General features: G+C 57.3%; 19 protein-coding genes. 6 read left to right on the top strand and 13 right to left on the bottom strand.

The genetic code is table 11. The features are described from left to right. Positions 1–93 precede the first annotated feature (93 nt). The gene (locus KHO07_RS10575; protein WP_212627151.1) at positions 94–1059 is read right to left on the bottom strand and encodes an alpha/beta hydrolase; all 966 of its coding nucleotides are present in this window, start codon (positions 1057–1059) and stop codon (positions 94–96) included. Between the two features lie 140 nt (positions 1060–1199). Then, positions 1200–2561 carry an MATE family efflux transporter gene (locus tag KHO07_RS10570; RefSeq protein ID WP_212627150.1) on the bottom strand — a complete coding sequence of 454 codons (1362 nt, stop codon included), beginning with the start codon at positions 2559–2561 and terminating at the stop codon, positions 1200–1202. A 387-nt stretch (positions 2562–2948) separates the two neighbouring features. Here KHO07_RS10570 and KHO07_RS10565 point away from each other — a divergent pair, with 387 nt between their 5' ends. Then, on the top strand, positions 2949–3779 hold the full coding sequence (locus tag KHO07_RS10565) for a type 1 glutamine amidotransferase domain-containing protein (protein ID WP_212627149.1): 831 nt from the start codon (positions 2949–2951) through the stop codon (positions 3777–3779). Between the two features lie 156 nt (positions 3780–3935). On the opposite strand, the gene KHO07_RS10560 is transcribed toward KHO07_RS10565, so the two are convergent. The 3 genes from KHO07_RS10560 to KHO07_RS10550 all read right to left on the bottom strand — a co-directional run bounded on the left by KHO07_RS10560 (position 3936) and on the right by KHO07_RS10550 (position 10934). Next, entirely contained in the window at positions 3936–5150 is a 1215-nt protein-coding gene (locus KHO07_RS10560) for an aldose 1-epimerase family protein (RefSeq protein WP_212627148.1), read from the bottom strand. Between the two features lie 439 nt (positions 5151–5589). Beyond that, positions 5590–8322: a cation-transporting P-type ATPase gene (locus tag KHO07_RS10555; protein ID WP_212627147.1), complete on the bottom strand. Its 2733-nt coding sequence runs from the start codon at positions 8320–8322 to the stop codon at positions 5590–5592. 401 nt (positions 8323–8723) lie between these two features. After that, positions 8724–10934 (bottom strand): LTA synthase family protein, encoded by a 2211-nt coding sequence (locus KHO07_RS10550; protein ID WP_212627146.1) that lies wholly within the window; start codon positions 10932–10934, stop codon positions 8724–8726. A gap of 290 nt (positions 10935–11224) precedes the next feature. On the opposite strand from KHO07_RS10550, the gene nhaA reads away from it, so the two are divergent. After that, positions 11225–12421: a Na+/H+ antiporter NhaA gene (gene nhaA / locus KHO07_RS10545; protein WP_212627145.1), complete on the top strand. Its 1197-nt coding sequence runs from the start codon at positions 11225–11227 to the stop codon at positions 12419–12421. A gap of 138 nt (positions 12422–12559) precedes the next feature. On the opposite strand, the gene KHO07_RS10540 is transcribed toward nhaA, so the two are convergent. Continuing rightward, positions 12560–13462: a universal stress protein gene (locus tag KHO07_RS10540; protein WP_212627144.1), complete on the bottom strand. Its 903-nt coding sequence runs from the start codon at positions 13460–13462 to the stop codon at positions 12560–12562. Between the two features lie 351 nt (positions 13463–13813). Between KHO07_RS10540 and KHO07_RS10535 the strand changes: the two genes are divergently transcribed. Next, complete coding sequence (locus KHO07_RS10535; protein ID WP_212627143.1) at positions 13814–14788, top strand: TerC family protein; 975 nt, start codon at positions 13814–13816, stop codon at positions 14786–14788. 150 nt (positions 14789–14938) lie between these two features. Here the strand turns inward: KHO07_RS10535 and KHO07_RS10530 are convergent, their stop codons facing one another. After that, the gene (locus tag KHO07_RS10530; protein WP_212627142.1) at positions 14939–15397 is read right to left on the bottom strand and encodes a helix-turn-helix domain-containing protein; all 459 of its coding nucleotides are present in this window, start codon (positions 15395–15397) and stop codon (positions 14939–14941) included. 137 nt (positions 15398–15534) lie between these two features. On the opposite strand from KHO07_RS10530, the gene KHO07_RS10525 reads away from it, so the two are divergent. Next, complete coding sequence (locus tag KHO07_RS10525; RefSeq protein ID WP_212627141.1) at positions 15535–16818, top strand: MFS transporter; 1284 nt, start codon at positions 15535–15537, stop codon at positions 16816–16818. Beyond that, a complete protein-coding gene (locus KHO07_RS10520; RefSeq protein WP_212627710.1) occupies positions 16815–17009 on the top strand; it encodes a hypothetical protein in 195 nt (64 codons plus the stop codon). Before KHO07_RS10525 ends, KHO07_RS10520 begins: the two co-directional genes overlap by 4 nt. A gap of 17 nt (positions 17010–17026) precedes the next feature. On the opposite strand, the gene yfcF is transcribed toward KHO07_RS10520, so the two are convergent. From yfcF to KHO07_RS10505, 3 genes are all read right to left on the bottom strand, one after another. Beyond that, on the bottom strand, positions 17027–17659 hold the full coding sequence (yfcF, locus tag KHO07_RS10515) for a glutathione transferase (RefSeq protein WP_212627140.1): 633 nt from the start codon (positions 17657–17659) through the stop codon (positions 17027–17029). Positions 17660–17843: 184 nt separating this feature from the next. Then, positions 17844–18302, bottom strand: coding sequence for a metallophosphoesterase family protein (locus KHO07_RS10510; protein WP_212627139.1), 459 nt, complete (start codon positions 18300–18302; stop codon positions 17844–17846). A 35-nt stretch (positions 18303–18337) separates the two neighbouring features. Further along, positions 18338–18832: a cupin domain-containing protein gene (locus KHO07_RS10505; RefSeq protein WP_150735118.1), complete on the bottom strand. Its 495-nt coding sequence runs from the start codon at positions 18830–18832 to the stop codon at positions 18338–18340. Between the two features lie 288 nt (positions 18833–19120). Here KHO07_RS10505 and KHO07_RS10500 point away from each other — a divergent pair, with 288 nt between their 5' ends. Beyond that, positions 19121–19561, top strand: coding sequence for a hypothetical protein (locus KHO07_RS10500; protein WP_212627138.1), 441 nt, complete (start codon positions 19121–19123; stop codon positions 19559–19561). 296 nt (positions 19562–19857) lie between these two features. Here the strand turns inward: KHO07_RS10500 and KHO07_RS10495 are convergent, their stop codons facing one another. From KHO07_RS10495 to KHO07_RS10485, 3 genes are all read right to left on the bottom strand, one after another. Beyond that, entirely contained in the window at positions 19858–22752 is a 2895-nt protein-coding gene (locus tag KHO07_RS10495) for an EAL domain-containing protein (RefSeq protein ID WP_212627137.1), read from the bottom strand. Between the two features lie 269 nt (positions 22753–23021). Next, complete coding sequence (locus KHO07_RS10490; RefSeq protein ID WP_212627136.1) at positions 23022–23435, bottom strand: cupin domain-containing protein; 414 nt, start codon at positions 23433–23435, stop codon at positions 23022–23024. Between the two features lie 43 nt (positions 23436–23478). Beyond that, complete coding sequence (locus KHO07_RS10485; protein WP_212627135.1) at positions 23479–24231, bottom strand: SDR family oxidoreductase; 753 nt, start codon at positions 24229–24231, stop codon at positions 23479–23481. Positions 24232–24471: the final 240 nt, after the last annotated feature.

The raw sequence follows: 24471 nt of genomic DNA, 5'->3' as shown, positions 1-24471 counted from the left end.
ATGGTGGCCGTCAGCAAGACCTCACTGCTCACCACCGCCCCCTGTAGGCGCGAGCCTGCTCGCGATGACGCCCGCCCGGTCAACCGTGAAGCATTATTTCCCGACATGCCTGCCAAGGAAATCTCCCACCAACCGCGCAATTTCCCCAGGTTTTTCATCCAGCGCAAAGTGCCCGGCCTCCAGCACATGAATTTCCGCGCCCGGCAGATCCCGTCGATAAGCCTCGGTTTCGGCGACGTCAAACGACGGATCAAACTTGCCCCACACCACCAGCGTCGGCGGTTGGTGCTCGCGCAGCCAGGCTTGCCACTTCGGATAGCTGGCCACGTTGTTGCGGTAGTCGTAGAACAGATCGCTCTGGATATCCGCTTGACCTGGCTGGTTCAGGAAGTTGAATTCGTCGGTCCACAAATCCGGGTTGAACACCTCGATCGCCGGATTGGCGCCGATATGCCGTTGCCGGGTGGTCGCCAACGAGAAAAAGCTCGCTCGCAACCCCGCCTCGTTCGGCGCTCGATTGGCCCAAAACTCACGCCGTTTCTGCCACAGCGGCCCAAGCCCGTCTTCATGCGCAACCGCATTCTGAACGATCAGTGCCTGCAGGCGTTCGGGATGCGCGAGCATCATTCGAAAGCCCACCGGGCCGCCGTAATCCTGCACATACAACGCATATTGGTTCAGGCCCAGGGCTTCGGTGAAATGCTCCATCACACTGGCCAGATGATCGAAGGTATAGGCAAACCGCTTCGAATCCGGGGCATCGCTATGACCAAACCCCGGATAGTCCGGCGCCACCAGGTGGTAGTTCTGCGCCAACCGTGACAGCAGCGGGTCATACATGCGCGAAGAACTGGGGAAGCCGTGCAGCAGCAACAACGTTGGCGCATCCGGACGACCGGCTTCACGGTAGAAAATCGTCAGGTCATCGACCTTGATACTGCGGTAGGCAACGGCCATTTGCTCCACCGAAGGACTCGCCGATTCGGCAGCGTAGGCGGTACTGGAAAGCGACAGGCCCAAGGCACAACCGAGGGCCAGGGCAGACAGCAATTTATTCATGGGAAACTCCGATTCAGGGTGCGAAAGTGACTTGGGCAAACAGTGCCACTTCGATGTATCCACCCCGTACCGGATTTGTAATCCCCTGTATGTTCACCGCCGATCTTACATAGCGATACACACGCTCTGCGGCCGCTGCGCTACACCAACCGCTCAATCTTCTGATGCTTCCACACCAATTTGTAATACAGCGTCTGCAACACCAGCATCCCCAGGTACGCCACCGGAAACGCCATCCACACCCCTTGCAACCCGAACCGCGCATCCAGCAAATACGCCACCGGCAACTGCACGCCCACCACGCACACAATTGAAATCGCCACCGGCACCATCACCGTGCCGCTGGCGCGCATGATGCCGCCGATGATCGCCTGGAAGCCGAACACCAGCAGGCTCCAAAGCATGATGTGCAACAGGTGCTCGGCCATGTTGAGCGTCGATTCTTCCGTCAGGAAAGACGCCAGCAACGCGCTCGACAACAAATAGCCAAGCACGATCAAGCCGCCGGTCAGGCACACATTGATCATCAGCCCGGTCTTCAAAATCGGCCCGATGCGCTCGATGCGCCCTGCCCCGATGGCCTGCGCGCCAAGGATCGATGCCGTGATCGCAATCGACAGCGCCGGGAACTGCACGTAGTTGACGATCTGCGTCACCGCGCCATACGCCGCCGTCGCCTGGGAACCGTGCTGGTTCACCAGCGCCAGAATCACCAGCTCCGACAGTGACAACACCACCATCTGCAACCCGGTGGGCAAACCGATGCGCAACACCTTGCCGAGGATCGCCCAGTCCAGCCTCATCGCCGCAAAAAACTCGCGGTCTGGCGCCAATGGATGGCCACGACGAATCAAGCGCCACGCCAGCCACCCCATCGCCGCCAGGTTGCCCGCCAACCCGGCAAACGCCGCACTTTGAATCCCCAGCGGCGGCAACCCCAGCCACCCGCGAATCAACGCCGGCGTCAGCGCCAGGCCAATCGCGGTCGACACCACCAGCGCCAACAGCGGCGACAATGTATCGCTCACCCCGCGCAGCAACTGCGTGAACAACACAAACACCAGCAGCGTCGGCATGAACCACAACATCACATGGGCATACGCCACCGCATCGTCCAGCACATCCGCCGGCGTCCCCAACCCCACCAGTGACGACCGCGCAAACACACTCCCTACCACCGCCGCGACCAACCCGATCAACACGCCCAACATCAACGTCGCCCCGGCAATCGCCTTCACCAAATGCGTCTCCCGCGCCCCCCACGCCTGCCCGATCAACACCCCCGCGCCAGCGCCCAGGCCAATGACCAATGCGATGAAGAAAAACACGATGGGGAACATGCCGGAAACGGCCGCCAGCGCTTGCGTGCCGAGCATCTGGCCGATGTAGATGCTGTTGACCGTGCCGGACATGGATTGCAGGAAATTCGACAGGACCATCGGCGCAAGGAACAGCAGGTAGATTTTCCAGAGGGGGCGTTGGGCGCTAGTAGCGGTTTGCATTGGGTGGAGGTCCATCTCGACGGCGTGAGGGCTGATATGAGGATAGCTTCGGTGAGTTATGAGCGAGGGGCAATGAACATTTGGGGGGTGTTTAGTTTTGTAGGGATGTGAGGTGAAAGGTCTGAGTATTCATTGTTATTGGTCCTACATAAAGCTCGGAATGTCTCACCTACTGCGCAGAACTTGTGCGACTTAAAGTCAGTGCCGTCGCCTTAAATGGCGATTCGGGTGTGGCGACCTGACTTCAGAGAATGCGGCCCTTCGCGAAAGGGAGCCATCGGTCTATTGATTACTCAATGTAATAAGTGAAATTCAATTCTGGGACTCTATCTCTGTCTTCTATAGCAATAGGATGGCTCCATCAAATCATTCCTATTGGAGAATCGCGTGAAAAAAACCATTATTGCCGCCCTGCTCGCCACTGCCGCTAACTATGCCAACGCCGGCACGGTATTGGTTGTACTGTCGGATCAGGATCAACTGGACCTTAAAGACGGCAAGGTCATGCAAACAGGTTTCTTCCTGAACGAATTAATGCAACCGGTGCAGACCTTCATCGAGGCGGGTCAAACCGTCGTATTTGCCACCCCGAGTGGCAAGGCACCAACCGCGGACCAGAAGTCCAATGATGTGAGCTTCTGGGGCAGCGATGAAAAGGCCCGCCAGGAAAGTCTCGCGTTGCTGGACACGCTGAAGCTGACCTCGAAGAGCAACTCGCCGGCAATCAGCTTCGCGCAAGTTCAGAAAATCGGCTACGACAAGTTCGATGCCGTATTCGTGCCTGGTGGCCATATCCCGATGCAGGATCTGCTGAAGGACAAGCAACTGGGCCAACTGCTGACCAACTTCCATGAAAAAGGCAAGATCACCGGTTTCACCTGCCATGGCACCATCGCCATGTTGTCGGCGATCCCGGACGCGCACGGTTTTGTCTCCGCGCTGGAATCGGGCAAACAGCCGGCAGCGCCAGCCAATTGGATTTACAAGGGCTACAAAGTCACCGCCTTCACCGACGCGGAAGAGGAGCAGGCCAAAGGTTTCCTCGGCGGCGGCCATATGAAACTGTTCCCGCAGGATGGCCTGACGGCAGCCGGTGCTCACTTCTCCGAAGCCAAGCCATGGAGCGTGAACGTGATCGAAGACCGCGAAGTCATTTCCGGCCAGAACCCACAGTCGGCCAAGGCAGTCGCCGAGGCCATGTTGGCGAAACTGAAGTAATCCTGGGAGGCCGTTCCAGGCAACCCAGGCCTTAGGTGCTGCGTGTCGATCTGTTTTGGCGCCAGCACCTCCGTCTATCCCGACTCGCTGCAAACTTAGGTGTCGCAAGACGACACCCGAGGGCTGCAATATCGGCCGACAATGCGCTAGCCGGTGTCATCCCTTGGTCAGATCAACCAACGGCGTCTGCCGCACCTCAGTCTCCCGCCCACCCTGAATCTCGCTCACCTGCTTCAAGGCCTTATCCACCGCCGCCTTGTCCGCCAACAAGCTATAGCTGATGCGGAATTGCTTGTGTTCCTTGGGCCCAATGGTCGGGACCAGGTTCAGTGGCCGCTGATAACGACGGTTGTAGGAAAAACTTGTCCCCGGCTCCAGCCCCGTGACATAGCCCTGGCCTTGGGTATCGGTGTTTTTCCACAGGGAAAACACCGGCAGTGTCTGGGTATTGAAGCCGACCGAAACGCCAAGGCTGCCGGCCTTGTTATGCAACACGGTCAACGTATCGCCCTTGGCATCGGCATACGGCACCACGTTGTAAACCGTTTCATCGTAGTCCTTGGTCGGTGCGCGGTAGGTTTGCCAGTCGGGCAGATCGCCCTTGGCCTTGTCGTTGAACGGCGACACCTGTTTCACCGGCGCGGCGAAACGAGCGCCCTGCTCCAGGAACGGGGTGCTGAAGTTACTGTGATACAGCGCCTGGTATTCCTTCGGATAGTCGCCGTTGTTGGTCAGGGTGTCGTTGAGGTCGAATACGACGCTGCCGGGTTCGGTGACCAGTTCGGTCGCGACGGAGAAGTCGACCTTCTTGAACGCCTGCTCTTTCAGTTCGCCGCGCAGGGTGATGGCGTACGGTGGTTTGTCATCGATGTGCAGGGTGACTTTGTTCGCAGGAATGTTGGCGGCCCGACCGTGCAGGGTCAGCAGTTCGCCGTTGTCGACGCCGGGGTGGCCGACCCATTCGTATCCGCAGCGGGTGACCAACTCATTGAAACCTTCCAACCAACCCAGACCACCGCGGCCATTGAGTTCGATGAAGGACGGATTGACCACTTCCTTGACCGGCGAATCCCAGCCCATGCGCACATTGCCGACCGAGGCCTGCAAGACGTTCATTCCGCGCGTCGGCACTACCGAGAGTTTCATCGTGCCGTTATCGATGTCGACGATGCTGACGCCCTCCTGCCGACCGCCGTGCAAGGTGCGCAGGGTAACGCTGAAGGGTTTTTCGGTTTTTATGCCGAGTTGCTGGCTGGTGATCTGCCAGTTCTGGGCGGCTTTGTCGGTGTCGAGCAGAACGTAATCCCAGGCCATGGCGTGGGAGGCAGCGGACAGTGCGCTGAGGGCAACGAAGAGTTTGAGCGGGGTCATGACATCAGCCTTTCTTGGATTTGTGCCATTTTTATAAACTTGATGAAACGTTTCAGCAAGCTAATAAGCGTCGCGCCGCCGGAAAATGCCAAGAAAGATGGGGGACCAATCGGAAATTGAGTCGATGTCATCGCGAGCAGCTTGATTGAGCGCGATATCATCCAAAACAACTGTCTTTGACAATCCAGTTATGGGTGCTGTGTTATCAAACCATCCACGATCTCTTATTTGACCAAGGTGATTGGTAAATCCGAGAGCTGAATCACCTTTGCCGCGACAGACCCCAGAAAAATCCCCGCCAAAAACCATTGCCATGCGAACCCGGGATGATGCTGTCACATCCAAGGGAATGCGAACACACTACAATTTGGCTGGCTGCATCGCCTTGTAAGGTATGGAGTGCGAATGCAATCCCCTCTTGCTTCAGAAGCGCCTCTTTCTACTCGGACAAGCGAATTCGAATTTGTTTTTCAATCTCGATGATCGCAAAGAGCGCAACACCCACCCCGATGATCAGTAGGCCATCAAGGAACGGGATCGCTTCTGTGGCAAACACCTTTTGCAGCGGTGGCGCATACGTGATGGCGAACTGAGCGATGGTAATCACTGCGACGGTCATCCACACGACCTTCGTGCCACGAATGCCCTTCCAGGTAAGCGATGTGCTGTAGAGATTACGAATGAAGAACAAATGGAATATTTCCATCACGACTAACGTGTTCACCGCGATGGTTCGGGCCAACTCCACCGAGTAGCCTCGGTCGAGCGCATACGAAAAAATACCGTAAACGCCGCAGAGAAACAGAATGGAAACAAGCACCATATGCCAGACTAAAGCACCGCTTATCAGCGGCTCTTTGCGCGAACGGGGCGGTCTGCGCATGGTGTTTTCTTCAGTGGGCTCAAACGCTAATGCGATGCCGAGCGTTACTGCGGTTATCAGGTTGATCCACAGAATCTGTATCGGCGTCACCGGCAGTGTAAGGCCCAGTAGCAGGGCCACGATGATGGTCATGGTCTCGCCCGCGTTGGTAGGCAGCGTCCAGCTCAGCACTTTCTTGATGTTGTCGTAGACTGTCCGCCCTTCGCGCACTGCAGCCACGATGGACGCGAAGTTGTCATCGGCCAGCACCAGGTCTGCGGCTTCCTTGGCGGCCTCACTGCCTTTTCCACCCATGGCGATACCGGCATCGGCACGCTTTAGCGCTGGTGCATCGTTAACACCGTCGCCGGTCATGGCCACGGTCATGCCATTCGATTGCAGCAGCATTACCAGCCTGAGCTTATGTTCGGGGCTGGTACGAGCAAAGATATTGACGTCCTTTACGGCCTCCTTGAGGACGGCATCGTTCATGGCGTCCAGGTCTACACCAGTCAGCACCCTGTCGGGATTTTGCAGGCCAATCTGGCAACCGATGGCGGCGGCGGTGCCGCCATGATCGCCAGTAATCATTTTTACGACAATGCCCGCCGCTTGGCATTGTTGAACTGCCTTTATGGTCTCGGGTCTAGGCGGGTCAATCAGCCCGACCATACCCAGCAAGGTCAACGTCCCTTGCACGTCCGCAAACGCCAACACGGTGTGCTCGGGCTGAACTGATCTGACTGCAAACGCCAATACACGCTGCCCTTTGGCAGCTATCGTGTTTGCCTGTTCGTGCCAGTAGTCCACGTTCAGCGCCTCAGTCCCGCCAGCGTTTACGAGCTGCTGCGTGCTCATGGCCAGTATTTGCTCTGGCGCGCCTTTCACATAGATAGAGGCATGTCGATCATGGTTGTGATGCAATGTCGCCATGAAACGGTGTTTAGCATCAAACGGAATGGCGTCGGTGCGGGGCCAGGCCTGATGATCTTCTTCTCTATCGATTCCGGTCTTTGCGGAAAATGCCAGCAAGGCACCCTCCATCGGATCGCCCTCTACCTTCCATAAGTCTTGATGCAGGCGCAGCACAGCATCGTTGCACAGGCCGGCTGCTCGCCCCAGTTCTGCCAACACAGGGTATGTCGATATGTCGACCAGCTGATCTGCAAGGATGATGCTTCCCGCTGGCTGATAACCTGCGCCATCGACCGTGAAGATGAGATGGTTCGTGACGACCGATGCCACCATCATTTCGTTGCGGGTCAGTGTGCCAGTCTTGTCAGTGCAGATGACGGATACCGAGCCTAGCGTTTCGATGGCCGGCAGGCGACGCACGATGGCGTTGCGGCGAGCCATTGCCCGAACGCCGACAGCCAGCGTGATGGTAAGGACGGCGGGCAGCCCTTCAGGTATCGCCGCAACTGACATCCCGACCACGACCATGAAGATATCGGTGAACGCGTAGTGCCCGACATAATGGCCGAACACGAGCAGAAGGCCGCCGACTAACAAGATCAAGATCGTCAGCCAACGCGCAAATACGTTCATTTGCTGCACCAGCGGAGTGGTCAGCGTTTCTACTCCGGCAAGCAGCGTACTGATGCGTCCGATCTCAGCAGCTGCTGCGGTAGCAACGACAACCCCTGTTGCTTGCCCGCAAGTCACGAGGGTGCCGCTGAACGCCATGCAAGTACGATCACCCAAGGCTGATTCGAGGCCCACTGGTTGGGTATGTTTCTCTGCTGGTACGGATTCACCGGTAAGAATCGCTTCTTGAATCTGTAGTCGGTTCGCGTGCAGCAGTCGTAAATCAGCAGGGACTTTGTCCCCGGCCTCCAGTAAGACAATATCGCCCGGTACTAGCTCCTCGCCTACAACACTCAAGCGTTCGCCTGCACGAACTACGGCGGCGTGCGGTGCCAACATCTGCCGAATGGCGTCCATGGCTTTTTCCGCTTTGCCTTCCTGGACATATCCAATGATTGCGTTTGCTATAACCACTGCAAGAATCACCACCGTGTCCCACAGATGCTGCAGCATCGCGGTAATCGCAGCGGATCCTAGAAGCACATAAATTAGAATGTTGTGAAATTGCAGCAGGAATCTGAGCCACGCAGGTCGACGTGCAGCTTCTGGCAGCCTGTTAAAACCAGTAAGGGCAAGCCGGGCTTGAACTTCGGCGGCCTCCAGCCCAACCTGCTCATTGACCTCAAGCAGGTTCGTCACCTGCTCTGCCGGCAAGGCGTGCCAAGCCACGGAATGCGCAGGAATTGGTGTTTGCTCAGTTGCTGCATCGACCACCTGCTTCATCAATAATTATCTCCTGTGCGCACAGCTCAACTGAAACGGGCTGAGGTGGTCATGAGCGAGCGTGGCTATATCAGAATGCTGAAAAAATCGTTGGTCGTTCTTACATTCTTTATGTCATCTAGCTGATACGAACTAAAAGATACATGCAATCAACCGCTTGATGATTATTGACTTAAATCAAATTGTTGGCAGTCGGTAGTGTGACAAGATATTTTACTGAGCAAACTATTCTTCGATCTAAGTTTCTGGTGATTCAGGGTGTCAGTACCCCGATATTATTTTTTAGTAAGTTGGAGCTGTTAAGCCTTTTGAGAACCGTTACTGCAGTACGTTGATAAATCACTAAGATACAGTCCGCCTATTGGTTGCACTCGACGTCAGAGTGCAACCAGGCGGGGTACCTAGCTTGATTGAGCACCGCTGTCGACCGGATTCTCATCCAGCACTTCCAGTGCTTCTGGCAACTCGGTAATCACGCTGAAGTCGCTCACCTCGACGGCACCCAATCCATAGCCCAACAAGTGGAACGAAAACGCCTTACGTGACTGCGGATTGTCAAAACTGAAGTCCATCTCCAGTGGCTGGTCTGCGGTGACGACCATTTCCGCTGGCAGGCCCAGTTGGACATCCTGTTCCAGCTCCTTGGCCTTGAGCAGTATGTAGGCCTTCTGTTGTGGATCTACTGAACGCACGGTCAGACGCACGCGAGTTTGTGAGCCCTCGGGCATTTCCAGGTACTGAGCACCGATAAGGTTATCGGCCCAGTCATCCTTGATCTGCGCCTGAAGCGGGATGATGGCGGGACTGCCGAACTGGTAGTGCTGGTTCAACGGCGTGCGGAGCAGCGTACGATCCAGTGCCGTCGCTCTGGCTACGATTTGGCGGGCACGCGCGCCCCCATACTGCCCCGTCAACGTTGCACGTTCGGCAATGAAGCCGGCGCTGGCGTAATACCGACAGCGCTGTTGAAAGTCACACTCGGTCAAGGTGCCTTGGCCATCGTGATAGCGCAGCTTGTCGTTGGTGAATGACATGATTTCGCGGCCCGTTTCATACTCCCGAAACAGGGAACGACCGCTCAAGTTTGAGGGGACAGGTAAGGCGAAGTAGTCGAGTATCGAGGCACTCACATCGACATGCCCGTAGACCCCAGACTTCACACTGGGCAATTGATCCTGCTCGGGCGCCAGCATCAGGTTGAAGCCCCATGAGGAAGCCAGGCGCACACCCTCTATGCCGTGGGATTCGTCCGAGGTGATTACCACCAGGGTGTCTTTCAAGATGCCCTGACGTTCCAGGCCGCTGAGGAATTGCCCCAGAGCATCATCCAGATACCCGACGGCGGCCTGCTTGGGTGTGTCGTAGCGCTCAAGGTAGTCTTCAGGGGCCGAATAGGGTTGGTGGGTGCCAACGGTCAGCAGGGTCAGCATCCACGGCTTTTTCTGCTTTTTCAGCTGGCCGACGTAGTCGAGCGCCCCCTCGAAGAAAGCCTTGTCGTCCTTGCCCCAAGGGAACTCCAAGTAGTTGCCATTAGTGAACCATTCCAAGCCGTGGGTAGCCTGGAAGCCGATGTGCGGCATGATCTTGTCTTTGGCCATGAATCGAAGGCCTGCACCTTGAAGGTAGTGCGTGGCAAACCCGTTCTTATGCAACTGGGCTGGCAAGCAGGCTTGGTTGCGCTCGCTCTGGGTCAGCATTTCGACGCCTTTGGGCGTGCCGTTATCCAGCTTGTCGTAATCGCCGCAAAGCATCGCGTAAAGGCCGCGAATGGTTTGATGGCTATGCAGTACATAGTCCGGCGTATTCATGCCACGCTCTGCCCAACGACTGAGGTTGGGCATGAGGTTTTCTTGATAGCTGCTGTGCAGGGCTTGGCGGTTGACGCCGACGTAAGCGCCGGGAATACCTTCCAGCGCAATGATCAACACATTGCGCGCACGCCCCGGTGCCGCTAGCAATTTCTGTCCGTTCAAATCGAGTTGAGTGAGCCCCGCCATTTGCGGTGGGAGATCGACAACATCACCTTCAAACCACTCTTGTGCGCTTGCCTGAACATCACCAACGCTTGCCGCCATCAACTGATGCGGGAGGTTGAACAAGCGCCACTGGTCTTCCTCTGAGGGGTACAGGTGCTGAGCGCCCCAATGGGCGATCAATAGCAGTAGCGGTGCTCCCCATGCGCTTCGTGGCAAGCCCGGAGAGGCAGTGGAGCGCCCCAGATACTGCGTGATCAGCCAAATCACCAGTCCAAAAAACAGACTGGCGGCAAGCCAAGGCTGGGCGAAACCACCACCGGTAGAGTTTTCCAAAAACTGAGGGTCGATCAGGTAGTGCAGGTCTGAGGCATTTGGAAGTCTACCGACCGCGCTGACCAGTTCGGCAGTCGCCAGCGTCATAACTCCCCATGCCAGCAGCACTGGAAGTGCTAACCACCAAGGACGGCGATGCAGGAGTACGATGAGCAGGCTCGCAATTCCCAGATCTGAAAGATAGCCGAGTGGGTTCGACCAACCCAGTGCCGCACGCATGCACACAGGCACGATCAGAACCAGTCCGATCAGAGTGATGAGACGTGCACAGGGTTGTCGTAACCAGCGACGGATAATGTTCACAGTGGCCTTCCAGACATTAAATCTTCATACAAGTGTGCTGGATGGTATCAAGCGATGCGAAGACTGATCGGATTATTCGAAAAGGACATGGGGTATGGAGCCGATGATCGGCATGTATATTGTTTCGCGTGCCAATAGGTTCTGGTCTAACCCCCCATTCCAGAGTGATGAAGGAACAGCATTAATGCCCCTTATGGCCTTGAACATGAACTGTTTCAGGCTATTTAACGCCGCCACTCGTGTGGGCCAGATGTTAATCTATTACCTTTTAAGTGATACCAAGGACGTTGATGACCAAGCATCAAGCTAAAGCCGAAACCCCTAGAGCAGCCGCCATTCTGGCTCGCTTCCTGTCGTCGGAATCCGCTGGCGGTCTCGTGTTGATGGGTGCAGCGCTGGCCGCTCTCATTGTTGCTAACTCGCCTCTATCCCAGAGTTACTTTGCAGCCTTGCACAGCGTTTGGATGGGCATGTCTGTAGAGCATTGGGTGAATGATGGCCTGATGGCGATCTTCTTCCTGATGGTCGGTCTCGAAATCAAACGAGAGGTGCTGGCTGGCGGGCTTTCCACTTGGGGGCAGCGCGCCTTGCCTGGATTTGGTGCTTTGGGCGGCATGGTTGTTCCAGCGCTGATCTACATCGCAATCAACTGGGGTAATCCTGAGACCTTGAGGGGATGGGCCATCCCGTCCGCTACTGACATCGCATTCGCTTTAGGTGTTTTGTCGTTACTGGGTAAGCGAGTCCCGACTTCGCTGAAAGTGTTTCTGGCTGCCTTAGCGATCATTGACGATCTGGGCGCGGTGGTGATCATCGCCTTTTTCTATACGTCGGGCCTTTCCATGCCGATGTTGCTGGCCTCGCTTGCGACTCTGGTCATTCTGATCGCAATGAATCGATTGGGCGTAAGGCGATTGTTCCCGTATCTCCTGGTCGGTGGTGTGCTGTGGTACTTCGTGCTGCAATCGGGTGTACATGCCACGCTGGCGGGTGTCGCTGTGGCGCTGTGCATACCCATGGGCAAGCCAGAAGAGGAAGCCCGATCTCCGCTGCTTTTCCTGGAAGAGAAGCTGCACATGTGGGTAGCGTTCGCTGTGGTGCCGATTTTTGGTTTCGCCAACGCCGGTGTTTCATTGGCCGGTATTTCGATGGAGAACCTGGTCGATCCGGTTCCGCTGGGTGTAGCGCTGGGGCTGTTGGTGGGCAAACAGGTCGGTATTTTCCTATGGACTGCAGTGGCCATTCGTATGGGCCTGGCCAAGCTGCCGGAAGGCAGTACCTGGGTTCAACTCTATGGCGTAGCACTGTTGTGCGGCATTGGTTTCACTATGAGCCTATTCATTGGCAATCTGGCGTTCGCCGGATCAGCTCTTTTGATTGATGAAGTCAAAGTCGGTGTATTGATGGGATCGATTCTGGCAGCGTTGGGCGGCGTTATAGTCCTTCGCCGCAGCAGCGTCCTGACGAGTGCTGCCGCAGCCAAATAATCTCTCTTGATACGGCCACAGTATTTCTCGAAGCCAGGAAATACTGTGGTTTAGAAACCAGGGTCATCTGAAGTCAGCAGCTTGGGTCAAAACCACATCAGCGCCAACAGCAGGCTGCGATAGTGGCGTTTTTTTCGTTCAGTGATCCGCTTCTCCCTTGATGGCCATAACGCTGCAGGGCACCTGATACAGAACATGCTCCGTGGTACTGCCAATCAGCTTGTCCACCCCCTTGTGATGGGTATTTCCCATTACGAAGACATCCGCTCGAGTATGAGTGGCAAAGTCGGCCATCGCTTTGGTTGGCGGCCCTGCAATGAAGTGTTGTCGTTCAGGTGGCACGCCGTGGCGTCCAGCCAAGGCAATGAAGCACTTCTCAAGTGACCGGCGCACGTCGTTGCTGAAGCCTGGCATCGTCACGGCGCCAGCCCCCGCATCAGAGAAATGTGTGTGTGTCAGTTCATAGGCATACAGCATGTGCAATTCAGCATCACATTGCGTCGCCAATTCGTTCGCCGCCTGAATGACGCTGTCGTTGATTCCGCTGATCTGCCCCTCTGGATGCGATGGATCAACCGCCGCCACAATCACCCGAGGAAGCGGACACCTGACTTCGCTGACCAGATGTATGGGGGTCGGACATTCGCGCAACAACTGCCAATCCAAAGGCGTGACGAATACGCGCTTGAACGCTGATTCATGATGTACGTCCTTGATAATCAGGTCCGGCTGCATTGCAGCCACATGCCCAAGGATCTCTTGCAGCGGGTCACGGGTCAATGCAACTTCGGTGGTCACATTGATGCCCTTCCTGCGCATGAGTTCGGCCTCATCCGTCAACCACTGCAGGTTCTCCTGCCGGCAACTCTCACGAAGTTGTTCACTGTTGCTCATTAACCTCATAAAGTCGAAGTCTTCGATGAACACTGCGATATGCAGCGCTGCGCCTGTGGCATCGGCCAGTGCGATTGCCCGCTCCATCGCCGGCGAGTGACGCATGGTTGGACCTGCGATCAGAAAGAGTCGTTGATACTGTCTCATGTGACACCTCCAAACGTTCTGGGTTATCCGCTAGCGCCCCCAGCACTCTCGCTTGTCCAACCAATGGCGATCTCTTATCGCCTCAACTGCCTGGATCGACACTATCAATATACGCCAGCATGACCGGCTTATCAGTTTCCAGACCTTCGAACGGTGTAGCAGACCGTTCATAGAGATCGAGCAATAGGCGGGATCGTTGGCGCGCGCCATGCTCCTGGCATGGGCCTCGTACCCTGAATCAATACTTCGTAAAAAACGAACTATTCACAACGAATAAACGATTTTTGTTGATGTAGAAGGCTCGTTAGCATGACCCCTCCAGCCTATTTCTGCCTCATGCGGAGACAGTAAATGACCGCCATCAGCGTCGGCCAACCCTGGATGTGGGCCGCCTTCATCGTGTTCGTTCTTGCCATGCTGGCGCTCGATCTGTTCGTCTTCGGCGGACGCAAGGCGCATCGTGTTTCGGTCCGCGAAGCGCTGGCCTGGGTCATCGCCTGGATCAGTTTGGCGTTGGTCTTCGCCGTCCTGCTCTGGTGGTATCTGCGCAGCATGTTTGGGGCCGAATTGGCCCAGCGTACAACGCTCGAATTCCTGACGGGCTACCTGATCGAACAGTCGTTGTCGATCGACAACATGTTCGTTTTCGTGATGATCTTCGGCTACTTCGCCGTGCCGCCAGAGTTGCAGCGCCGTGTCCTGCTCTATGGCGTGCTCGGCGCCATCGTCATGCGTGCCGGTATGATTTTCGCCGGTGTCTGGCTGGTGCGGGAGTTTGCCTGGCTACTCTATGTCTTTGGCGCTTTCCTCGTCATCACCGGCATCAAGATGCTGATCTTCGCCAACCAGCAGCCAGACCTCGAAAAGAACCCTTTGCTGCGCTGGCTGCGTAGCCATATTCGTATCACCGACGGCTTTCACGGCGAGCGCTTCTTCGTGCGCCAGAACGGCCTGCGCTGGGCGACGCCGATGTTCCTGGTGCTGGTACTGATCGAGGCCAGCGACCTGGTGTTCGCGGTGGATAGCATCCCGGCAATCTTCGCCGTCACCACCGACCCCTTCATCGTGTTCACCTCCAACATCTTCGCCATCATGGGCCTGCGCGCACTGTATTTTCTGCTTGCCGACATGGCCGACCGCTTTCACTTGCTCAAATATGGCCTGGCCATCGTACTGGTGTTCATCGGCGGCAAGATGCTGATCGCGCCGTGGTGGCACGTGCCGATCCAATGGTCGCTGACCACAGTCGGCGGCATCATCTTGATTTCGGTCCTGTTGAGCCTGACTTTAACGAAGAGCAAAACACGGGTCATGGGAGAGCAATGATGAATCAGAGATGATGGCGCTGATGCGGCTTTGACCCAGGCTACCGAAAATCAACGACCTACCCGAATACTTGGTAATCGATGGCCTTATGTGTGTCTTCACAAACCGCCTCGTCAGGGACCTTTGGTGTGAGGCAAAGCTGCTGACGATTCACGACTCACCGTCAACCAGTCTCACTCTGTGGCAGTCAGACGGTCCAAGTTTTTGACCGCTTGATGAGCGAACATCAATCGGCATCAGCGGCTGGCCGGACTCGTTGTCCAGCAGCACAGAACGCGTCTCCCGCGGATCGAACAGGAAACGCTCTCCCCACTGCCGCAAACTGACCAAAACCGGAAAGATCTCCCGTCCTTTTTCCGTAAGGACGTACTCCTTGTAGGCGCTGCCGTCCGATGCCGGGCGAACGTCGAAAACCCCGACCTCAACCAGCGTCTTCAATCGCGATGCCAGAATATTTTTGGCCACGCCCAAGCTCTTTTGAAACTCGCTGAATCGTCGAATGTCGTCAAAAGCGTCGCGGATGATCATGAGCGACCAACGATCCCCGATGGCCTCCATTGCTCTTGCTACCGGACATTCGCTGCTGTGTGGTGAGGCGTGTTCGACCATCTTTTTGACCCTGCGAAATGTGGAGTTGCCGAGTCTGTCGCGCAGCCCGGCACAATGTGGTTGCAATTTAAAACCTGATGCAGCAACAATTGAATCCAGTTTTTAATTGAAACCAGTTTAACGCCATGGAAGTGCACATGACAGCAGATGTCGAATCAACCACCAAACGGTTCTCCAGACACCCTTCAGGATTGCTGCATTCGGATACCGGAGAAAGCAGCAGGACCGACCAGTCTCCAGGGCTTTCGCCGTCGCTGACCTTATTGTTTTCTGTCACCTGCGCGCTGGCAGTCGCCAACGTTTACTTCGCGCAACCGTTACTTGATTCAATGGCTCAGAGCCTGGGTGTCGCCTCATCAATGATCGGAGTAGTCGTGACGGCTACTCAGGTGGGTTACGCGTTGGGGTTGCTGTTCATCGTCCCGCTGGGGGATTTGGTAAACCGCAAGCGGCTGATTCTGACTCAGGTATTGCTATCTGCGGTTGCACTCGCGGCGGTCGGCGCAGCACAGCAATGGCTGGTCCTGTTGAGCGCCATGATCGTGATGGGCTTGCTGGCAGTAGTCGTTCAAGTACTTGTGGCATACGCCGCCATGCTTGCAACGCCCTCACAACGCGGGCATGCAGTTGGGACGGTAACAAGTGGAATTGTCATGGGCATTCTTCTGGCGCGGTTTACCTCGGGCCTGATTGCGGACATTGCGGGCTGGCGCGCGGTTTACTTCGTGTCCTCAGGTTTGATGCTGATCATCGCGGCGGTGCTGTGGAAAGTGGTTCCTGTCACGGCGCCGCCAAGGCACAAAGACGCCTACCTGGCGCTCATAAGTTCGGTCTTCAAACTGTTCATCACCGAACGCATTTTACGCGCCAGGGGCCTTCTGGCCTTACTGATCTTTGCCGCTTTTTCCGTGCTGTGGACATCCATGGTGCTGCCGTTGAGCGCCCCGCCGCTATCGCTTTCACACACCACCATCGGCATGTTTGGATTGGCCGGCGTCGCCGGTGCCCTTGCTGCCAGCAGAGCCGGTCGCTGGGCCGATCAAGGTCTGGGGCAACGAGTTACCGGCATTTCGCTGGGACTCCTGACACTGTCCTGGTTGCCCATCACGTTTGCCGAGACGTCCTTGATCGCGCTGATCTGTGGCGTAGTACTGCTCGACTTCGCGGTGCAAGCAGTACACGTCACCAACCAGAGCCTCATTTTTGCTGCACGGCCCGACGCCCAAAGTCGCCTGGTCGGTGCCTACATGTGCTTCTACTCGGTCGGTAGCGCGCTGGGAGCCGCCGCTGCGACCCAGGTTTATGCGCTATGGGGCTGGATTGCAGTAAGCCTATTGGGTGCATTGATCAGCGCTACTGCCTTGGTTTTGTGGTTTCTCACGTTTCATTTTTCAACGAACAATCAAGGAGGATCAGCATGAAAGCCGGGCACCTGCTACTCGCAATATCGATTACTGCCATATGGGGTGTGAATTTCTCAGTTATCAAACTTGGGTTCAGCTCCGTTGACCCATTCATTCTTGCCGGCATTCGCTTCACGCTATGCGCGCTCCAAGGCGCTGCCAGCCTGGCAGTCGAAACCCTCTCTTTAAAAACAAGCCGCTCTCCATAAAATGATACGTGTGCCGACTACATCGGAGGACGTTGCAATTTGACCCACTCCTGTACGGTTGGTCGTTGCCATTGGCGCTGCGCGTACTCCACCAGCGCGGGTGGTACGGAGTCACCATTGAGTATCAGCCGGTTGAGCATCAAGGCCAGATCCACATCGGCGATCGACCATTGGCCGAACAGGTACTCGGGGTTGTCGGCCAGCAGCGATTGTGCGGCACCGAACAGCTTGCGCGCTGCCGACTCGGCAGCTGGCGACAAGGGATTTGATTTGAGTCCATAAAACACAACCAATGTGGATCGTTCCTGCCGAATGGGCAGCAGGTCACTTCGCACCCATGCCTGTACTTGTCGTGCCTTTGCATGCTGCATCAGGTCTTGTGGGTAAACCGGCGGCTGGGGGAAAACGTCTTCCAGGTACTCAGTGATCGCCGACGATTCAGACAAGGCGAAGTCGCCGTGCACAAGCGTGGGTACCCGCTGGGTCTGTGAGAGGCAGGCATAGCCCTCTGACTGGTTTTCGGATGCGTCGAGGTCTAGCGGGATCATTTCAAATTCGATGCCCTTTTCGCGGAGCACCACGAAAGCCGACATGGCATAGGGGCTGGTTAATTGAGAGTCAACGTACAAGCGCAGGCGGGAATTATTCACAGGGTCATCTCCTTATGCAGAAGGAGGCACGCTACGAGATCCACAGTGACAAATAAAATTCATGATTTTCATGGGCGTATTCCTGACCGGAATACCTTGTTGCCGGCCGCCCTCGTCTGGCTCCCTTCAGATTGGGCGCACTCGGTTTTGAAGGTGTTGACCCCGCCAGACTTTCAAAAAATGCTCACTCCACCAACGAAACCAATTCCGGCTCAATCCCGCCCTTTTCCACCTCAACCACCGCCAACGTCACCGGCAACTTGAACCGTCGCGGCCCCGCGCTACCCGGATTAACGAATAACCGTTCGCCCCGCCACTCTATGCACGGCTTATGGGAATGCCCGGTAATCACCACCCTCGTACTCGCATCAAGCAGCGCCGGCACATCGGCAATGTCATGCACCAGCAAGATCTGCCAGCCCTCGATGTCGAATCTCAGGTGATCGGCGATGTGCTCCGCCCACGGTGCCGCCAGGTCATTGTTTCCACGCACGACATGCAGGGGTGCAATCGCCGCCAGTTGTTGAAGAATCTCCGGTTTGCCGATGTCACCGGCGTGAATGATCCGCTCACAGCCTTGCAACGCCGCGAGGGCTTCGGGGCGGAGTAGACCGTGGGTATCGAAGATTACGCCGATTTTCATGCAGGGCTCCAGGCCAGGTCAGGAATGAGCGTCGTTCACTTCAGCGCATTCCGGGGATCGTCATGGCTATCAACATACTCGAGCCCCAGCGGCCCTGTCCCGTAAACCTGTGAGATGTACTCCCCGGATTTCGCCCAGTGAAAGTGCGGCGTGTTTGCCGGCAGGATTACGACGCTCCCCGGCCCATAGGCAACCAGTTTGTCCGGATCAAAAACCGTACCGAACCCGATGTAGAAAACACCGGACATGACGGTATAAATCCGACTTTCAGGGTGGGTATGCGGCATTAATTTGGTGCCGTTGGGCACTTTGACTCGTACGACATAAGGCGCGGGTTTGCTGGGATCGCCGGCCACTATCGCGAGTTTTACTTCTTTCGGGAACGCGGGAAAGCTGCGCCATTCCACGTCCTCGTTGTGTACGGCGTCGACTTTATCGAGGGGTAAGGATTGCGCCTGCACAAGCGGCGCGGTTGCGCTGGCGACAAGAAGGGCTGCCAGGGACGTGGTTTTGAGCAAGTTCTGAATCATTGGAGACACCTAAGCGATGCAGTGGACAGTAGCGTCAGGCTGACTCTATGGGTGATTGGCATGGCTGATAATGATGCGGTCGCGCAATACAGTTGATCCGCGGTGTAACCAATGATCTGGCGCAATCCCGTTTGCCAGGTTGCGCCACATCATCACGATGACCATAGACGCGCCAGTTGCCCTATCAATGCCATCGATGTTCAACATCACCTCAATGAAGTTCTCTTAAAAAATCCGCGGCGTAACATTGGCTCCATACCAACCAACAACACCCCGGAGCACACGATCATGAAACGCCAAACCATCCTCAGCATCGCATTCTCGATCTTCGCAGTTAACGCTTTTGCCGCGACCTCTGCTCAACCCGTAGTCGCTGAAGGCGGCTCGGACAGACTGATTGAAAGCCGTGTGGCTGAAGGTGGTTCGGATCGTTTGATCCAGAATCGTGTGGCTGAAGGCGGTTCGGATCGCCTGATCGAAAAACGCGTCGCTGCCGATGGTTCGGATCGTTTGAAAGGTAACGAAGTCGCCGCCGATGGTTCTGACCGCCTGCACGGCAACACCGTAGCCGCTGATGGCTCGGATCGTCTGAAAGGTAACGAAGTCGCCGCCGATGGCTCCGACCGCCTGCACGGCAACACCGTAGCCGCTGATGGCTCGGATCGTCTGAAAGGTAACGAAGTCGCCGCCGATGGCTCCGACCGTCTGCACGGCAACACCGTCGCCTGATTGATTCGCTTCACCGCAACACCTCGAAAAGCCCGGCCTGATCAGCCGGGCTTTTTCGTGGGCGGTGATATTTTTGCCTGCAGGTACTTACGGAGGCTGAGGGTAATTCCTGTAGGAGCCGGCTTGCTGGCGATGACGTCCTTTCAGTCGACATCGCCTCGCCTGACACACCGCCATCGCCAGCAAGCCGGTTCCTACAGGGATTGAGGGCATTTGAAAGAGATTGATTGGCTGGCAGCTCGCCCCCAATGAAAGTCGCTACAGAGCATTGCAGAACTCAGCCGACGATGCAGTTTTTACCGCCCCATCACCGCACTCGCCAACAACGCCTCCAGCCCCATCGGCTTGGCAAAGTAATAACCCTGGGCCTGCCCTGCGCCTATTTCGCGCAGCAGGTCCAGGGTCGCTTGATCCTCTACCCCCTCGGCCACCACGCTCAGGTCCAGCGATTCGGCCATCCGCACGATTGCCCGGACGATTGCGCGGCTGCGGGCGCTGGTGGTCAGTTCGAGGATGAATGACTTGTCGATTTTCAAACCGCTGAATTGGTATTGATGAACATAGCTCAGGGATGAAAACCCCGCGCCGAAGTCATCAAGCACCACCGTCATGCCGTTGTCGGCCAGTTGCTGCATGGTCTGGCGGGCAATCGCCGGCTCGGCCACCAGCGCTCCTTCGGTCAATTCCAGGCAGATCCGCGAAGGCGAGACCTTGTGTTGCGCCAGCAGGGCAAGCACATCACTGGCGAAGTCCGGACGCGTCATGCTGTAGCTGGAGCAATTGACGTGCACCGCCGGCCAGTTGGCGTGCTCGGGTTGGGCGAGGATCGCGGCGATGCTGGCCAGCATGTACAAGTCCAGTCGGCCGATCAGGCGCAAGCCCTCGACATCCGGCAAGAACTCGCCCGGTGCGATCACCCGCCCGCCCGGCTGGTGCCAGCGGATCAGCGCCTCAAGCGCCAGCAGTTCGCCGGTTTCGACGCTGACGATCGGCTGGAAATACGGCAGCAGTTCGTCAGTACGTTTGAGCGCGTTGCGCAAGGCCCCTTCCCGCTCGACCTGGTCCGAGACTTCACGGCGCACTTCCTGGTTGAACACCGCGTAGCTGTCGCGCCCGGCACTCTTGACCCGGTACATCGCTGCATCGGCATCGCGCAGCAAGTCGGCGGGCTCGTGGTGGAACTGATTGTCGGCGCTGACGATACCGATACTGCAGGACGAAAAAACTTCATGGCCATTGATGAAAAACGGCAGGTCGAACGCCACCAGAATCCGCTCGGCGATTTCAATCACCACCTCCAGCGGCGCCTCGGGCGCGAGCACCGAAAACTCGTCGCCGCCGAGGCGCGCCAACATGTCGCTTTCGCGCAGGCAACCGCGTAGACGGTGGGCAGCCTGCATCAACAGCAGGTCACCAAAATGATGGCCGAGACTGTCGTTGACCATCTTGAAACGGTCGAGGTCGATGAACATCACCGCCAGGTGTCCGCCTTCGCTGCCGAAACGCGACCAGGCCAGATTGAGGCGTTGTTGCAGGTAGGTGCGATTCGGTAGCCCGGTCAGCGCATCGTGGGCGTTCTCGTGCTGCAATTTGGCATTGGCGTGGTCGAGCTCGCGGGTGCGGTTCTGCACCCGGGCTTCGAGCTTGAGGTTGGCGGCGTGGATCGCTTCGGCGGCGGTGCGGCGCGACAACGCCGTGTCGATGTGGCGCGACACGAAGGTCAGCAGTTCCTGGTCCCGCAGGGTGTACAACACCTGCGAGGTATAGCTTTGCACCGCCAGCACGCCACGCACCACATCGCCATCGAACAAGGGAATGCCCAGCCACGAATGCGACCGGACAGACGCCTGGGCCAATTCGATTTCACCGTTAGCGGCCAAGCGTTCAGCCTCGCCGACGTCGATCAGGCACGGTCGGCGCTGGCGGATCACGTACTCGGTCAGGCCCCGGCGCCCGCGCCGTGCCGCCGGGCAGATGGTCTGTCGCTCGTCCACGTAATAGGGAAAGGTCACTTCAGTGGTGGCGTCGTCAAACAGCGCGATGTAGAAATTCTGCGCAAACAGCAGGTCACCGACGATGCCATGCAAGGTCTGGAACAACTCAGCCATGTCACCTGGCTGGCTCGACAGCTCAGCAATCTGGAACAACGCGCTCTGCAGGTGTTCGGCGCGCTCGCGCTCTGTCACTTCCTGGCGCAGGGCGTCGTTGAGCGCCGACAGTTCCAGGGTGCGGCGCATGACCGTTTGCTCCAGGTCCTCGCGGTGCAGAATGCGGTCAAGCGCCATGGCCACGTGGCGCGCCACCACCAGAAACAGCGCGCGGTCTTCAGCGCTGTAGATGCGGGAAACGTCGTAGACCTGCATCGCCAGCATGCCGAACACGTCGTCCGAAGCATTTTTCAACGGCGCGCCCATCCAGAACTCGGGACGATCACCCACGCAGTAAAAGCGCCCCTCCGCCTGGGCCGCGAGAATGCCGGCGGCGTCGATCAGCAACGGCTGGCCGGTGGTGAGTACCTGGCCGGTCAGCGACAGGTGCGAAGGGTCAAGGTATTCGTAGTGCGAGGACTCCACGGCATCCACGTCGATGATGTCGACGTAATAGGGGTAGTCGATCTTGCCACTGTGCGGGTCATACAGCGCGAGATAGAAGTTCTCCGCGTCGATCAGGCTGGCCAGCAGCCGGTGCACGCCCACCAGGAAAACCGAGCGGTCGCGGGTCGAACTGGCCAGGTAGGTGATTTCATACAACACACGCTGGGTGATCTGCGCACGGGCAAGGGTGTTGGTCTGTAGCTGTACGCCCAGGCGCAGGGCGAACTCGGCGAGCGCCGGCTCTGCGGCCTGATCCGCTGGCGCCAGTAGCCAACCCAATTCACTCTCACCTCTGCCGGTCGGCCAGCGGTGCAAATGCCGGGTCTGGCAAAAGGCTTCAAACGCTTCATTGTCAATGTTTGCAGGCCACTGCGCCTGCGGGTCGCCTTGCCCGACCCAATGCAATTGTTCACCGGCGCGATAAAACACCCACGCGTCGGTATGGCTCCAGTTGCGCACCGAGCCCAGCAATTGTTCGATCATGTCCTCGCGGGCAGCACCGGCCATGCCGACAGTATCCGGGTTGTCTGTAGAGTGAGGTGAAGCAGCTTCGCAATCGGTCGATTGTGGGGAGTCGGTCAATGTACCAAAACTCATCAGCACTCCCTGAGCCAAAACCTGGCGATCCTTACTGATTACTAGCAATGTGCCAGTGATCGTTCCGTTTAAAGCTTATGGTGTTTTTTTTCAATCACTTTATCGATTGAATACCCGGTATGAGACGGGCAACAAGTTATTCGCGCGTCAGACGCTACCCAATGACTATGCCCAACTCCCAACGCCAGCGCCATGCGCACCTGGTCTGCAAAGGAGCGAAAGGGCGGCAGTTGCCCGCCACCCGCCTGCAGTGCCCTGATGAATTCGGCTCACTTTTTGAGTGGTGTCACCAGAGGCGTGTTACCGGTGTCGACGACGAACACCGCCAACAGCTTTGCAGGTTCGGTGTCACTGGCGTTGGCGCTGACCAAGTGCACGGAGCCCGGTTCCTCTACGAAGTTTTCGCCGACGTGGTAGATCTTTTCAGGTTCACCTTTGACCTGGATGCGAAACGAGCCTTCCAGGACCGTTGCATAGATGAACGCCGATTGCGGATGGGTGTGGGACGGCGACGCGGCGCCCGGCCCATATTCGACGACCACGCCTTTCATGCTCTTGCCAGGGATGTTGGGGATGGGGCGGTCGAACACGACGGTGACCTTGCCGGGGGGCGGTTCAGCGGCCCAAGCGGCGCTGATCGAAAGCGTTGCAAAGACAGCGGCTAACAGCATACGAGTGACCATGACGTTTGCTCCTTGGTGGGTGTAGACAGGGTGGCGCGAAGGGTTAGCGGGACGAGGACTGCGCGAGCCAGTCGTCGAAGCCGATCGCGCCCAGGCGTGCGTGCTTGCCGGCGGTCAGCGACTGGTCGTCGAGCACGGAGCCGAAATAGCGCGCGTTCACGTCCGGGACGACCTTGCGGTTGTCCCCGGTTGCCTGCAGGAAGCGCCGCACCAGTTCATCGATCGGCAGGGCTTCGGGGCCTGCGACCTCGACCGTGCCATTGACCGGTGCCGCCAGCACGACATCGGCCAGCGCCGCCACGACATCGTCGGACGCGATGGGTTGAATCAGCGCCGGCGAAGCGTGAATCGCGTCACCGACGGCGAACGACTGGGCAATGCCGCCGACAAACTCGAAGAATTGCGTGGCACGCAGCAGCGTGTAAGGCACATCGGACGCCTTGATCAGTTTTTCTTGCGCGACTTTGGCCCGGAAGTAACCGTTTTCGGGCAGCCGATCAGTCCCGACAATCGACAGCGCAACGTGATGGCCAACCCCGGCAGCCGCTTCGGCGGCCAGCAAATTGCGGCTCGAGGTTTCGAAAAAATCGAGAACGGCCTGGTCCTCCCACGACGGCGCATTGGCCACATCGACCACGACATCAGCGCCATCCATCGCTTCGGCGAGGCCTTCGCGGGTGATGCTGTTCACCCCGGTGCTCGGGCTGGCGGCGAGCGCGTCGTGCCCGCGTTCCCGGAGGATGTTCACAAGTTTCGATCCGATGAGGCCGGAGCCTCCGATGACGACGATCTTCATGGGTTTTCTCCATGTGTCGACAGCAACCATTGCGTCGGCGTAGAGCAAGAGTGCCTGCGCACGCTGGCCGAGTCCTTGCGCCGGTCTTGGGTTTTCCTTGGCGAACCCTTGGAATTACGTCCAAAGCAGCTATCGTTCGTCCAGCCGCCTGTTCGCAGAGGCGGTGCAGCGGGTTTCGAGCTGCCTTATCATCAGCGTACACATCGACAATCGCCTGGGACACGGAGTTGAGGGCGCAGC

The sequence above is a fragment of the Pseudomonas sp. PP3 genome, from assembly GCF_905336995.1.
GTDB lineage: Bacteria > Pseudomonadota > Gammaproteobacteria > Pseudomonadales > Pseudomonadaceae > Aquipseudomonas > Aquipseudomonas reinekei.
This window is presented reverse-complemented; position numbering and strand designations above follow the sequence as displayed.